The organism is Rhodanobacter sp. UC4452_H20 (assembly GCF_052978205.1).
The window spans coordinates 2853666-2867014 of record NZ_CM129662.1 but is presented as its reverse complement, the minus strand read 5'-3'; the positions used below and the strand labels follow the sequence as shown (position 1 = coordinate 2867014).

General features: G+C 55.3%; 15 protein-coding genes. 14 read left to right on the top strand and 1 reads right to left on the bottom strand.

Annotated features, from left to right (window positions below):
* Positions 1-87: 87 nt before the first annotated feature.
* The gene (locus ACVCMC_RS13385; protein ID WP_447097646.1) at positions 88-1089 is read right to left on the bottom strand and encodes an integron integrase; all 1002 of its coding nucleotides are present in this window, start codon (positions 1087-1089) and stop codon (positions 88-90) included.
* Positions 1090-3335: 2246 nt separating this feature from the next.
* Here ACVCMC_RS13385 and ACVCMC_RS13380 point away from each other — a divergent pair.
* From ACVCMC_RS13380 to ACVCMC_RS13315, 14 genes are all read left to right on the top strand, one after another.
* Positions 3336-3638 (top strand): hypothetical protein, encoded by a 303-nt coding sequence (locus tag ACVCMC_RS13380; protein ID WP_447097645.1) that lies wholly within the window; start codon positions 3336-3338, stop codon positions 3636-3638.
* 524 nt (positions 3639-4162) lie between these two features.
* Positions 4163-4405, top strand: coding sequence for a hypothetical protein (locus ACVCMC_RS13375; protein WP_447097644.1), 243 nt, complete (start codon positions 4163-4165; stop codon positions 4403-4405).
* A 339-nt stretch (positions 4406-4744) separates the two neighbouring features.
* Positions 4745-5362 (top strand): hypothetical protein, encoded by a 618-nt coding sequence (locus ACVCMC_RS13370; protein ID WP_447097643.1) that lies wholly within the window; start codon positions 4745-4747, stop codon positions 5360-5362.
* A 367-nt stretch (positions 5363-5729) separates the two neighbouring features.
* On the top strand, positions 5730-6038 hold the full coding sequence (locus ACVCMC_RS13365) for a hypothetical protein (protein ID WP_447097642.1): 309 nt from the start codon (positions 5730-5732) through the stop codon (positions 6036-6038).
* Positions 6039-6107: 69 nt separating this feature from the next.
* Complete coding sequence (locus ACVCMC_RS13360) at positions 6108-6866, top strand: HNH endonuclease (RefSeq protein ID WP_447097641.1); 759 nt, start codon at positions 6108-6110, stop codon at positions 6864-6866.
* Complete coding sequence (locus ACVCMC_RS13355) at positions 6856-7431, top strand: hypothetical protein (protein ID WP_447097640.1); 576 nt, start codon at positions 6856-6858, stop codon at positions 7429-7431. Before ACVCMC_RS13360 ends, ACVCMC_RS13355 begins: the two co-directional genes overlap by 11 nt.
* A gap of 545 nt (positions 7432-7976) precedes the next feature.
* Complete coding sequence (locus ACVCMC_RS13350) at positions 7977-8813, top strand: type II toxin-antitoxin system death-on-curing family toxin (RefSeq protein WP_447097639.1); 837 nt, start codon at positions 7977-7979, stop codon at positions 8811-8813.
* Positions 8814-8933: 120 nt separating this feature from the next.
* A complete protein-coding gene (locus ACVCMC_RS13345; protein WP_447097638.1) occupies positions 8934-9233 on the top strand; it encodes a hypothetical protein in 300 nt (99 codons plus the stop codon).
* A gap of 71 nt (positions 9234-9304) precedes the next feature.
* A complete protein-coding gene (locus ACVCMC_RS13340; RefSeq protein ID WP_447097637.1) occupies positions 9305-9595 on the top strand; it encodes a hypothetical protein in 291 nt (96 codons plus the stop codon).
* A 611-nt stretch (positions 9596-10206) separates the two neighbouring features.
* Complete coding sequence (locus tag ACVCMC_RS13335) at positions 10207-10539, top strand: hypothetical protein (protein ID WP_447097636.1); 333 nt, start codon at positions 10207-10209, stop codon at positions 10537-10539.
* 111 nt (positions 10540-10650) lie between these two features.
* Complete coding sequence (locus tag ACVCMC_RS13330) at positions 10651-11283, top strand: hypothetical protein (RefSeq protein ID WP_447097635.1); 633 nt, start codon at positions 10651-10653, stop codon at positions 11281-11283.
* 26 nt (positions 11284-11309) lie between these two features.
* Positions 11310-11753, top strand: a complete 444-nt coding sequence (locus ACVCMC_RS13325) for a hypothetical protein (RefSeq protein WP_447097634.1) — start codon at positions 11310-11312, stop codon at positions 11751-11753.
* Positions 11754-11850: 97 nt separating this feature from the next.
* Positions 11851-12675 carry a DUF4062 domain-containing protein gene (locus ACVCMC_RS13320; protein ID WP_447097633.1) on the top strand — a complete coding sequence of 275 codons (825 nt, stop codon included), beginning with the start codon at positions 11851-11853 and terminating at the stop codon, positions 12673-12675.
* Between the two features lie 66 nt (positions 12676-12741).
* Positions 12742-13299 (top strand): hypothetical protein, encoded by a 558-nt coding sequence (locus ACVCMC_RS13315; RefSeq protein ID WP_447097632.1) that lies wholly within the window; start codon positions 12742-12744, stop codon positions 13297-13299.
* The last annotated feature ends 50 nt before the right edge of the window (positions 13300-13349 follow it).

Below are 13349 nucleotides of genomic sequence, written 5' to 3'. Positions count from 1 at the left end.
GCACCCTGTGCGCGATGCCTTCCCCCCGCAAGATCCGTCACGCGACGCCACCCGCGCACGCGCCCACTCCCGTCCCGGTTCTGCCGTTCACCGATCCAGCGGACTCAACACCCCATGCCCGCCGCGATTGAGCACATGCGTGTAGATCTGCGTGGTTCTCACGTCCTTGTGGCCCAGCAACTCCTGCACCGTGCGGATATCGCTGCCTGATTCCAGCAGATGGGTGGCGAAGGAGTGGCGCAAGGTGTGCGCACTCACCGGCTTGGCAATGCCTGCCTCGCGACACGCCTTCTTCAAAGCCCGCGCCAGCAAGGCATCGTCGAAATGGTGTCGCCGTTCGCAGCCATCGCGGGGGTCGCGCGAGCGGCGAGCCGCCGGGAACACATACTGCCAACCGAACTCGCGCGGCGCCGATGGATACTTGCGTGCCAACGCAAACGGTAGCCAAACCGCACCAAAACCCTCCTGAAGATCGGCCTGATGCAACTGGCGCGCCCGCTCCATTTCGCGGCGCAAGGGCTCGGCCAGCGACCTTGGCAGCATGGTGTGACGATCCTTGCCGCCCTTGCCATCGCGCACGGTAATTTCGCCGCGATCAAAGTCCACGTCCTTCACGCGCAGACGCAGCGCCTCCATCAAACGCAGCCCCGCCCCGTACAGCAGGCTTGCCAGCAGCCAAGGCCGCCCATCCAGACGCGCCAGCAGACGCGTCACCTCATCGCGCGAAAGCACGGCAGGAACCCGCGCAGGCCGTTTGGCCCGGGTCACCCCTTCAAGCCAGGGCAGCTGCACCTGCAGCACCTCGCGATACAGGAACAGCAGCGCCGAAAGTGCCTGGTTCTGGGTGCTTGCCGCCACCTGTCCCTGCACCGCCAACTGCGACAGGAACTGCTCCACCTCAGCCGGCCCCATGTCGCGAGGGTGTCGTTTGCCGTTGGCCAGAATAAAACGGCGAATCCAGCCCACGTAAACGTGCTCCGTACGCAGACTGTAGTGCTTTACCCGAAGCACTCTCCGTACTTCGTCCAGCAGCCGCGGCGGCTTGCCTGCGCCAGCATGCATATCGGCGTTTTCGGGGCGATAAGGCATACACACCTCATTTCGCGAGATATGCAAACCAGCATCCGCTTTTGCGGCGGGCCAAGGCAGCCGGGCAAACTCTTGATGGAACGTAGGACTTCCCCGCTTGACGGCGCCGCAGCGGGCGCGGAGCATGGCGTGCATATGCCCCGATCTGGGGTCTACTTAGCGTTAGGTGTCAAGACAAACATGGTCGAGTGTCCCTACTGTCACAAGCAAGCTATGTCCCAGCTCCGGAAGTCGTGTTTGGGACCCATCCTTACGGCTTCTTGCCGGTCTTGCCACAAGCCAGTCTCTGTACATCCGGCAGCCATGCTTGCTGTAACCCCGTTTCTGTTTAGCATCGTCCTTGCAGGGCTCGTCGTGTCTCAGGGCTGGTGGCTTACCGCCACTTCATTATTTGCCGGTGCTGCATGCATGTTCGCAATTCATGCGTTTCTCGTCCCACTGGTGCCGCGCGGCACCTAACCAGTCATTCAAGCGGACGGCTCCGCCGCCGCTTAATTCCAGCGTTAGAACACACGGACAGTCCTATGCAATCGAAGCTTCCATCGCGCTACTTCGTACACGGCGACCGCGTCGAGCCATCCAAAGACGAATATTTTTGCGCGGCATGTGACCTATTTGTTCCGCGAAACCATTTCGACTCTTGTCACTGCAAAAATCACTTCGACAGGTACGAAAAGTCTCTCGGTGCCTTTAAAACTCTAGTCAAGCATGGCTCAAGTTACACACGCCCTGCGCGCCCAGAAAACTTGTTCGGTTAGGTTCTAACATTTCGTTCAAGGCGGACGGCTTCGCCGCCGCTTAACTCCAGCGTTAGGCCGCTATGGCAGCAATCTCAGAACTCGTGGCAAAAGGCGCTGAGGAGTTGCGCAGGTTCAAAGACACGCCTGGCGCTACCTCGTTTGACGCAGCATGGCTTGATCGCATTGCCGATCGACTTTCCGCCGCTAGCTCACTGACACCTGACAAAATGGAGCGAGAGGTTCATACCATTGCCCACTTCTTCATAGACTCTGGCCCAATGGACGAGCAGGCAGCACCTTCATTCTGGTTAGTGGTAGATGCGCTACAACGTAGGTCTCGCCGTCGTTAATCATGGCTACGCGGCCTAACAATTCATTCAAGCCGACACCGCTTCGCGGTGCGGCTTAATTCAGGCGTTAGAACTCATGGACCCATTCGATAAAACTGGCTGGAATACGTTCGCGCAGGTGTGTAGAGAGGACTTTTCCCGCTGCTCATTTCAAGAACAGCTCATCCAAGAATGCGCAGGGCTTCAAGATGTCGCATGGGCTGTCTTCTATAGGCTGCTCGGCAAGTCTATGGGTTGGCTTCACCATCAAATCCCAGCGCTCAATGGCGAGGTTCCAGTCGTTCTATTTGCTTCCGGCAGAGCAGACGAAGTGCGCTGTTGTCTTTGGCGAATGCCGTAAGTTCGTTCTAACAACTCGTTCAAGGCGGACGGCTTCGCCGCCGCTTAACTCCAGCGTTAGGTGTCACGTGACGGTTGCTGTGAAATGGAAGGTTGCGGCACTCACCTTGGTCACTTGGCCAGTAGCTGCTTGGCTGGTCTTTCCAGACCCCAACTCTCGCTCATCCAAGGCTTTGCTTGTCGTCGCATCTGTTCCTTTGTTCATTGCCGTAGGTATCGAGCTGTACGCCCAGTGGCGGCAGTTGTGCGAGAGGCCGGAGTCCTTCGTATCAGGTAGCCCAACAGGTAACAAAATTGCCGTAGTCTTGGCTGCAGCACTCATCGGGTTGGTTGCTTGTCTCGCTTATGCAATTGCGCGGCACCACACCTAACCTGTCGTCCAAGCGGACGCGCGAAAAGCCGCGCGCCGCTTAACTCCAGCGTTAGGCCGCATGGAAAGTCTATTCGCGCTCGCATACACCACTGGCCTCATTGCATTCTGGTCGGGTGTCGTCGTGACACTTTGGCGCTTCGTGCAGATGGCTTCCCGGCTCTCAGCTGCGACTGCAGTCCGGTTCGCGGCTGCGTCTTTGGCACTCGCGGTCGGGGGTTACATTCCGGCTGCACTCATCGGCGCTTGGGGCTTTTGCTCGGCGTCAGCCGGCGGCCTCTGTGCACTGGGTGGGTATGTCGGCACCGGGCTGGTCGCTGCCGGTGGCGTGCTGCTTTACCGTTTCTTTCGGGCGCGCCGGGAACTCGCTGCGGCCTAACAATTCGTTCAAGGCGGACGGCTGCGCCGCCGCTTAACTCCAGCGTTAGGCCATATTCGGACACATTCATGCAGCCAGAGGCCCATCTCGACCGACATTACATCGGCATTCGGAAGCGGTCCGAGACAGAACAGGTATGCCACTATGAGTTCATCTGCACGGAATACAGGCGGATCGGCACCAAGCGTCTTGAACAGCTCGGGCACGTTACCGGCACCTTTCAGATAGACAAGCAAACGGGGGCTACAGAGCTGGTGCGTCCTATGCCCGGCGATGAGAGTCTTAGCGCCTTCAACCGTGCGAGCTACATGATCCACAAGCGCTGGCTGGCCGGCGAGCTTCCAAACTCAGCGCAATACTGTGCGGGCTGATGTGGCCTAACATTTCGTTCAAGGCGGACGGCTTCGCCGCCGCTTAACTCCAGCGTTAGAGCGCACATGAAGTATTCCGCGGCCATTCGAAGAACGATCCCTTGCGGAATTTTCGGCATGTTCGCGGGCGGCTATTTAGCATCTCTACTCCTTGGCGCCGGAATCGCGTTCTCCAATCGCACTCCACAACTTCATGATTGGGCGTCTGCACCATTAGCAGCCTTTCCTCTTCTCGCGGTTGCGCTGCTCTTCGCTGCACCGGCCACGCTACTAGTCGGGTGCCCGCTGTACGCGGCACTGCTGCAACGAAATCGCGCTTCAGTCATCTCTACGCTGCTCGTTGTCCTTGCCATGGTCGCTATATGCTTTGTGGCAGCAGGCTCGGCCGTTGCATACCTGGTCGGCTTATACGGAGTTCCCATTGCGCTAGTCACACATGCTGTGCAGCGAGTACGCTCTAACAATTCGTTCAAGGCGGACGCGCGAAAAAGCCCGCGCGCCGCTTAACTCCAGCGTTAGGCACCATGAGCAACTGGAAATCGGCAGGCATCACAATGGACGGCCAAGCATTCCGACTTGGCGGCCTCAATGTCTGGAAGCACAAGTGGTTCAGGCTTGCGGAGGAGCCCGTCGAGCTTCCTCATCCTTCGTATCCAGCCCAGCGGCACAAAATGTGGCAGTACGAAATTCAAGACGGGGGCAAGCGGGTTCGGTTCGCCGCGGGCGAGCTATCGGCAGGGGTGTGGGGCTTCTACGTTCATGCCTAACATCTCGTTCAAGGCGGACGGCTTTGCCGCCGCTTAACTCCAGCGTTAGTCGGTAGCTCGTGTGGGTTCTTCGTTGCATGTGTTTCGCCCAGCCTCGCGCTGGCTTGTCGTCCGTGGCCGCAGCAACTTTTCGCGCGGCATCGTCGCAAGCCTGGGCATTCAGAGCTGGCAGCTTTGGGGTAGTCGGTTGCTCAAGCTGTGCGTTCGTCGTGGCAGTCGTTGTCGCCCGAGCATGCAGCGTCGCAACCGTCTAACATCTCGTCCAAGCGGACGCGCGAAAAGCAGCGCGCCGCTTAACTCCAGCGTTAGACCTCATAATTGAGGCTCAAAGGAATCCTAATGAAAAGCCGCACTGAACTAGAAGCTGAGTTGGAGGAAGTTGAGAAAAAACTCGACCCTACCTCCAGGCAGCTGGATGATCTTCTCAAGCGCTTCGCCGCCTCTGTTGTCCCTGAGGTTAAAGAGTGGATTAAGAAAGAGGCAATTAGCCAGATGGAAGAAAATCACGCCAAGGTCAATGAAGCTGGCGTTGATTTTGTCCGGGAGTTCAAGGGAGATGTTGTAGCTCTCCTAGAGAACATTGATGAGATTTGCCTGATTGCGCTGGGTCCAAAAGACCGGTGGCCCCACAACAAAGAGCTTCAACAGCAGGACTTATACACGTCATCGCAAAATGACTTCTTCTCCGACGTTTTTAGGCGCGCGATCTCGTCTCTTGGCAAGATTCTTGATGCGCGTGGACTCTTGACTGGCTACACGCAGAACAGCAGTTGGCGTCGTGCGCCCTCAAAAGGGTACGAGTACGCATACCACTCAGGCTTCGACGGACGAAAGTATGAGGAAGTCTCGACGTACCGTGAACTGCTTAGAACGCACTGGGAGTTGAAGCAGTCAGTTTCCCGGATAAAAGTGAGCATAGAAAAAGCCAAGACTAGGGAGTTGTGGGATGAGGTCTAACAATTCGTTCAAGGCGGACGGCTACGCCGCCGCTTAACTCCAGCGTTAGAAGATGACGTGCGTAACTTTTTCATAGGGCCAAACATCACCCCATTTTCTACCACTCTGCGACTGGCCGTTGTTGCGGTGTGTCTCGCGTTCGCCGGTTTTTTACTGACCCTTCTCGCAATGTCCTGGCATGCGCGCGTACTCTTTGTTTTGGGGTTCGCGTGCGCAGTGACCGGCATCTTCGGTGGCATCGGCGCGATACTCTATGGCTGGTGGTGCGTTTTTGCTCGTTCACGCGGTAGGTAGCGGCGTCGCAACCTTCTAACTACTCGTTCAAGGCGGACGGCTTCGCCGCCGCTTAACTCCAGCGTTAGGCCTCATGGAAAAGCTTGCGCTCTCCAACATAGAGGACAGTGTCTTGGCTATGGCTGAGGACGCGTTCATCCACTTCAAAACAGCACGTCCAGTGCTGGGTACCTACTATGAGCGCAACGTTAGTTTCCAGGAGCTGTCGTCTATCGTCGGACGCTTGTCCGCCCTCGGGCTCATCCGCTGGCGTATCAAACAGCGCAGCACAGTTCATTTCTGCAAGCGTGCGCCGGTCAGCTCTCAGCACAACTGCACGGCGGCGTTCACGGCCACGGCCAAAGGCAAGGCGTACCTCGCTCAGCCTCGGTGCGCGGCCTAACCACTCGTTCGAGGCGGACGGCTCTGCCGCCGCTCAACTCAAGCGTTAGCCGTAACAAGGGGTGCTCTCATGTCCGTGAACTTTGCCGCTGTGCACGACCGTAAGCCTTGGCGGAAACACAAAATTCACCAATCACTTCACGCCGCGATTGATGGGGGCGACGGCGCAAAGAATCTTCTTCGTCAAGTTGGGCGTGTCGCGGGCATGTGGCAAAAGTATGGCGACGTGAGGTGTGTGTTTGTTTGGGAGGACAACGCGCCGACTGGTTATGCTTTCCGCCTAGCTTCCGTCGGCAGTGCCGAAATCGATTCAGCGGAGCTGTCGGTCGATCAGATCCAACAGTTCGGTGCCCGGAAAACATGTACCTCCCAAGAAATAGCCGAACTGTTTGCCAGCGCGACGTTGTCCGACTTGACGGCGCCAAATCCGGTGCTGGGGCCATCGATCTTTTCTCTAGCTCCGACCGTCGAGGTCGGGAGTCTTTGGCCTGACGACCTTCCAGAAGGTAAAACTTACTTTGAGGGCCTCGCCCAGCAAGTTGTCATAAATCGGTACGAGCGCTCGCCGGACGCTCGTGCCGCTTGTATCGCGCACTACGGTTGCGTATGCCAAGTTTGCTCAGTGGACTTCAGCAAGCGCTATGGCCCCCTTGGCGAGGGATTCATACACGTTCACCACGTCGTACCAGTCTCGTCAGTCGGTAACGAGTATCGAGTCGATCCGGTCGCTGACCTTGTTCCCGTCTGCCCGAATTGCCATGCAATGCTCCATAGGAGCGTGCCTCCACTTGCGGTAGAACGTCTGCGTGCATTGCTGCATGATGGCTAACAAGTCATTCAAGCGGACGGCTGCGCCGCCGCTTAATTCCAGCGTTAGAGGGCTCATGGACGGTTCCGAAGCAATTGCAACGTTGGCTCTGGTTGTTAGCGTGGCCTCGGCTTTCATCAGTTATAAGGCTTTTAGGCACTCTGTAAACATTCACGAGCTCGAAACAACTTTGGCGTTTGAGCGAGACAAGTCAGAGCTTCTCATGCACGTAGAGCAAAGTCGCAATTTGTTCTCGTCGGCTCAACGTGAAATTGAGAACGTAAAGTTTGTCCTCGCGCACGAGCCCTCACAAGTTCAAAATGCGCTCGGGTCGTACCAGAATCTTTTCACGGAGTTCCTTCCTAAGCTGGTTGGCGCGGAGCGCCAAGCTACCGCACTCTGGAATGAAATCTACGAGTGGCAAGACAAGTCCGGCCGCAGCGCCTTTGCACATCACACGCCACAGTACCGAGCTCTTCTGGAAAATGATCGAGTCGCCCACCAGTCTGCACTCAAGTGCGTCGCAGAGCTCCGAAGTCAAATCATTCGAGCCCATGAAGCATATGAGCGGGGGCAGTTGGGATAGCCCTCTAACAATTCGTTCAAGGCGGACGGCTGCGCCGCCGCTTAACTCCAGCGTTAGACCACGTTGATGATCCCAGACTGCCTAACCAAATCTGCGGAATTTCCGCACAAAGCTGACGTGCTTGCCGCGCTCAACAATGGCGCGACTCTGCGGCGCGATGAGCGCTCACTGCCAGCCGATAGACTTCTTGGCACATATCAAATCCGGTTAAGAATCGCGCAAGAGATTGCACCTCGGGAATCTGAAGCACAACTGCAGGCGCAGGCAGCCTTGGACATGGCTTTTCTAGTTTCGCAGCTGCGCCAACAACAGACGGCTCTGGTTACTATCTGGTACGTTCGCGCTACAGATAATTCCAAATTCGTGCTTATGGAAAATGCCCAAACGAGCGAAGCGTTAGGGTGCTTGGCGAATGTGGTCTAACTACTCATTCAAGGCGGACGGCTTCGCCGCCGCTTAACTCCAGCGTTAGCTAACACATGACAGACCCAAGCGATTCGATCCACTTTGATCACGACGCAGTTCGCCTCGAGTACGAGCGGTGGATGGCCGATATCGCAAGAGATGATCCTTATACGTCGGATGCGATTCCTGGGCTCAAGGACGTATTACGTGCCCATTTTCTCATCGTTGATTACTTTTACGGCAAAGGCAGCGGCTTGGGCGGTATAGGGCCCAAAAGTGTTGACCTTCTACACTCCGCGCTCTACAGGCCGTTCGTTTCCCTGGGCGGTGTTGAGAAGTGGAAAACTCACTACGAAAAAGCCGCTACGCTGATCTATGGAATTGTTTGCGACCATCCGTTTCACGATGCAAATAAACGCACTGGCCTTCTCACACTTCTTCTTTACCTCAGCAAGAACAGCAGAGTTCCCATCGTTGGTCAGAAACAGTTAGAGGATTTCGCTGTCGATGTTGCAGATCACCAGCTTGACAAATACCCCCGCTACAGGGAGCTAAAGAAAAGAAAGCATCCGGATCCAGAGGTCGCGTTTCTGGCGGATCATTTGGAACGAAAGTCCAGAAAAATCGATAGAACCAGTTACACAATTACATTCAGGGAGCTGGATCGCGTTCTACGTGGTTTCGGCTACAAATTGGATAATGCCTCTGGAAACTATATTGACCTCATCCGGGTTCAGCATCGGAGAAAGATTTTTGGTTGGGGCGATAAAGAGCCAGTTGACGTAAAGATTCTCCAGGTAGGCTTCCCGGGGTGGAAGAACCAGGTCAACGTGGGTGCAGTTAAATCTATTCGGACTGCAGCAAAGCTAACGCCGGAATATGGAATTGATTCGCAAACCTTCTATCAAGGAACGGATCCCGTGCAAGCTCTAATCTCCGAGTATGCAGGCCCGCTCGAACGACTGGCTTACCGCTGAGCGTTAGCTAACAGTGCGTTCAAGCCGAAATTGCATCGCTACGCCGTCAACATGGCAGATACAGCTTGCCATGTTGCCAGCTACGCGCTGCAATTCGGCTTAACTTAGGTGTTAGCGCTCATGAGCAAACTCGGTCTAACACTGTGCTTTCTTTACGTAGCTGTCAGCGCGCTCTGCGTCTGGGGATCATTTGATGCCGGCGGTGACAGTAAAGGAGCGTTTGTTCTTCTCCAACTGCCTTTGGCATTTCAACTTGAGGCGCTAGATTGGCTTGGCTTTCGTCCCCTGCTAACCAAGATGTCTTGGCCGGTCGCTTATGCTTCCATCGGACCACTCACGCTTGCACTTCTCTATGGCACGGGATGGCTCATTGGCTTCCTCTCCAAGCGAGCGCTTGCAGCTTTATGGCATGCGCGCTAACAATTCGTTCAAGGCGGACGGCTACGCCGCCGCTTAACTCCAGCGTTAGGCTCGGTGAAATTATGGATATCATGACAACGGCGTTTGGCACGTTCGTCGCTGGCCTGATCGGTGCGTTCGCTGTGGCTTTTATTCTTCGCCTTCTTGGCAAGAAGCCGGATTACGTAAGTGCAGTTGCACTCGCCATAGGCGTAACAATTCCTGCTGTTGTAGGGATGGTCTGGCCTATCAGCCACACCACGCACTCAGCGATCCTTGCCGTGAGCGTCGGTCTCGCCCTTTACTGCGGCCAACTGGTCTCCAGGCTGCGCACGCCTAACCAATCGTCCAAGCGGACGCGCGAAAAGCCGCGCGCCGCTTAACTCCAGCGTTAGAGCGCACATGAAGTATTCCGCGGCCATTCGAAGAACGATCCCTTGCGGAATTTTCGGCATGTTCGCGGGCGGCTATTTAGCATCTCTACTCCTTGGCGCCGGAATCGCGTTCTCCAATCGCACTCCACAACTTCATGATTGGGCGTCTGCACCATTAGCAGCCTTTCCTCTTCTCGCGGTTGCGCTGCTCTTCGCTGCACCGGCCACGCTACTAGTCGGGTGCCCGCTGTACGCGGCACTGCTGCAACGAAATCGCGCTTCAGTCATCTCTACGCTGCTCGTTGTCCTTGCCATGGTCGCTATATGCTTTGTGGCAGCAGGCTCGGCCGTTGCATACCTGGTCGGCTTATACGGAGTTCCCATTGCGCTAGTCACACATGCTGTGCAGCGAGTACGCTCTAACAATTCGTTCAAGGCGGACGCGCGAAAAAGCCCGCGCGCCGCTTAACTCCAGCGTTATACCTCACAACCGCACCTTTTTGGCCAAATAGCATGGGGACGTTTCTTGAATGAAACATCGAGCGTTACTTTTCTTCATCGTCGCATGCGTAGTTGGGTGTACATCTACGTACGAGCTCGCTCAACCAGGGGAAGGGTTCTTGTCACACTGGAACGCTTCTGTGCCCAGTGAAGGGCTCCAATTGAAATCGGATTCACAGGGCGATTACGCAAGCAAAAATGGCGATATACTTATAATGTATCGTAAAGGAAAGTACGGCCCTTCTTGGATGCTTATAAGTACCGTAGAGCCGGAAGGCAATATGATTTGTGCAGAACTATTAATAGCTTCGACAAAGATCTCCTACGATCACGCAACGTCGATGGTGGAAGAGACGGCTACACAAAAATCTATTAAAGATGGCAACCTTGAGTTCTACATGAATCGTGGTGGCGGTGGCGTTTCATGTAATGTGAGCCTCACCAAAACCTAAGTAACCTCGTCTCGCACTTGCTGCAACGGTATAACAATTCGTCCAAGCGGACGGCTGCGCCGCCGCTTAACTCCAGCGTTAGGCCTCACTATGAGACTACGAATCTACCGAATGAGTGCGGTCATTGTTGCTGCGGTTATTGCGGCAGCTTTAGTTTGCTGTGTTGCGGCCCTTTATCTTTATCAGTTCCACGGCGGGCTTGCTGACAACTCTCAGGACTGGGCAAACCTTGGCGATTATCTCGGTGGCACGCTGGGGCCATTGTTTGCCTTCCTCGCCTTTGCCTTAGGCCTGCACACCATTAATCAATCTCGGCAACAAAGCCGCCGCGACGAGCTCCTTAAGACCATCCAGGGCTATGAACACGACTTTGAGCTGTGCGCGGCCAAGCCCGTAACTTGCCAAGCGCCTTGGATTTGGGGCAATGACTTTGGCGCCGCAGACAATGTTCAAGAGCTGCCTTTGCGCACCCTCCTCCAAAGCGAAGGAATTGACTGGGAGCAACATCTACCCATCGTTGCGCAGGGCTTGAAGTTCCGCATACTCCCTGATGGAGAGCTGATCCAAGACCGCGATATCTGGCTACGCGCTCACCTAGCGGTCGAGGGAATCTTTCGCTATTTGGAGTTGTACAAAGAAGCCGGTGGAGATATGTCGCTAGTGCAGTACCTCACTGAAAAATATGAGATTGCTCGTAATCGTTTGCTATCCTCCGGCTATGAGGCCCAGCTCTTGGGGGCGTGAGGCCTAACAATTCGTTCAAGCCGAACTTGCTTCGCTACGCCAACAACGTGGCAGGTAAAGCTTGCCACGTTGTCGGCTACGCTACGCAAGTCGGCTTAACTCAGGCGTTAGGCTACCCTATGCAGTCTCCCGAAAAATCTGGAATCATTGCCTATTTTTACTTGGCGTTCTTTTTAGTGATTATCGCTTTCGTCGTCGCATTAGTGATGAGGCACCCAGCGGGTTCCACCCAAGAAATTACCGGCACCATTGAGTCAATTGGCTACACGGATGTAGGTGGTGGTGGGCTCCATGGACGTATCAGCAGACATGCAGTTGTACGCCTTCCAAGTGGCAATATTGCCCAAGTTCTTGTTCCCACCAACCAGAGGTTGGTTCCGGGAACTCAGGTGGTACTCACTGAGATCCCGCAAAATTTTGGCCAACCGGAGTATGGTTTCATCCGGCTCTCTAGTAGCGGTCAGCCCTAACAATTCGTTCAAGGCGGACGGCTACGCCGCCGCTTAACTCCAGCGTTAGAGCGCATAGGGGAAGAAGATGGCGTACCAAGCAACGATAATTCCAGTCATGATTGCGTCGCCCGGAGATGTAGCAGAGGAACGCGACGTCATTCGTGGCGTCATTCACGACTGGAACGACGTAAACGCGGAGCATACGAATACCTTACTTTCGGCTGTTGGCTGGGATACGCACTCATCGCCGGAACTTGGTGCACGGGCACAAGACCTCATAAATACTCGCGTGTTAAAAAACTGCGATCTCCTCATCGGCGTTTTCTGGACTAGGCTCGGTACGCCGACCGGGAACTCTCCGAGCGGCACGGTTGAAGAAATCGAAGAGCACATTCAAGTTGGTAAGCCGGCCATGATTTATTTTTCTTCAAAACCTGTGGCCCCGGAAAGTATAGACTCGGCTCAGTACGCTAAAGTGAAAGAGTTTCAGAGCAAGCTGAAGGATCGTGGAATTATTGAGACTTACAACAATATTCAAGATTTCAAGTACAAGTTGTCAAAGCAAATGCAATTATGTCTTGTCAATAACCAATATCTGCGCGGCCTCGTCGCATCACCGTCATCCTCTGGTGCTGTTGGCACCCCAGGGGTTTCTGTTCGGGGCTTGTCGATCGACTTTAACCTAACCGACGAGGCCAAGGAATTACTGAAAGCGGCAGCAACCGATGAACGGGGTACGATCATCAAGGCCGCGTACATAGGCGGTCGGGTTATTCAGGCGGGCGGTAAATCTTTTGGTGGCGAGCGCGGCCGCGATAGCGCTAAGTGGGAAGCTGCGCTCGACGAGCTTGAGTCTACGCATTTGGTGGTCGGCCGGGGCGAGAAGGGGCAGATCTATGAGCTTACGCATCGCGGATGGGAGGTCGCAGATGCGCTCTAACAACTCGGTCAACCGGACGCAAACCCGCTGCGCGGGTTGCGCCGGTTACCTCGGGCGTTAGGCCTCATGTCAGACGACGAAATGACTCCGGGATTCAAGGGGCTCTTGGATCTCATCAATGCTCCGAACAAGCGAGAAGCCCAGAAGATTTGTCGGGATCTGATAGTAGAGAGTCAGGACCTGTTCGAGCTGATCATTGCTGGTCGTCACGGCCTGCTTCAGCCGTACCGATACGCTTGCCATTTCTCGGACTACACCCCTGAGCATGTAATCCCAACACAAGAGCAAATGTCCGCGTTGTCGCAATACGGCCCGGGAGAGTTCACCGGCAAGGCAAAGACTGCTGTGAACAAACTGTTTCAGACATTCAAAGACCGGCGCATGTTTGCCGCCCATCTCTTTTATCTGCCGGAGCAAGACTACTGGTCGTTGTTCTACTTCGATCAGAGAGACCGCTCGGAGTTCGATAACCATTGGAAGATTGGCGGCCCTCACATACATTACGCATGTGAGGCGTTCACCCGCGATCCAATGCAGATGATGTGGCAAAAAGTTTGCCAGCTACCGCCCAATCCGCCAGGTGCCTCGCATGTTCGTTATCGGGAGACGCAGGATGAGGGCTAACAATTCGTTCAAGCCGATGCCGCTTCGCGGCACGGCTTAACTCAGGCGTT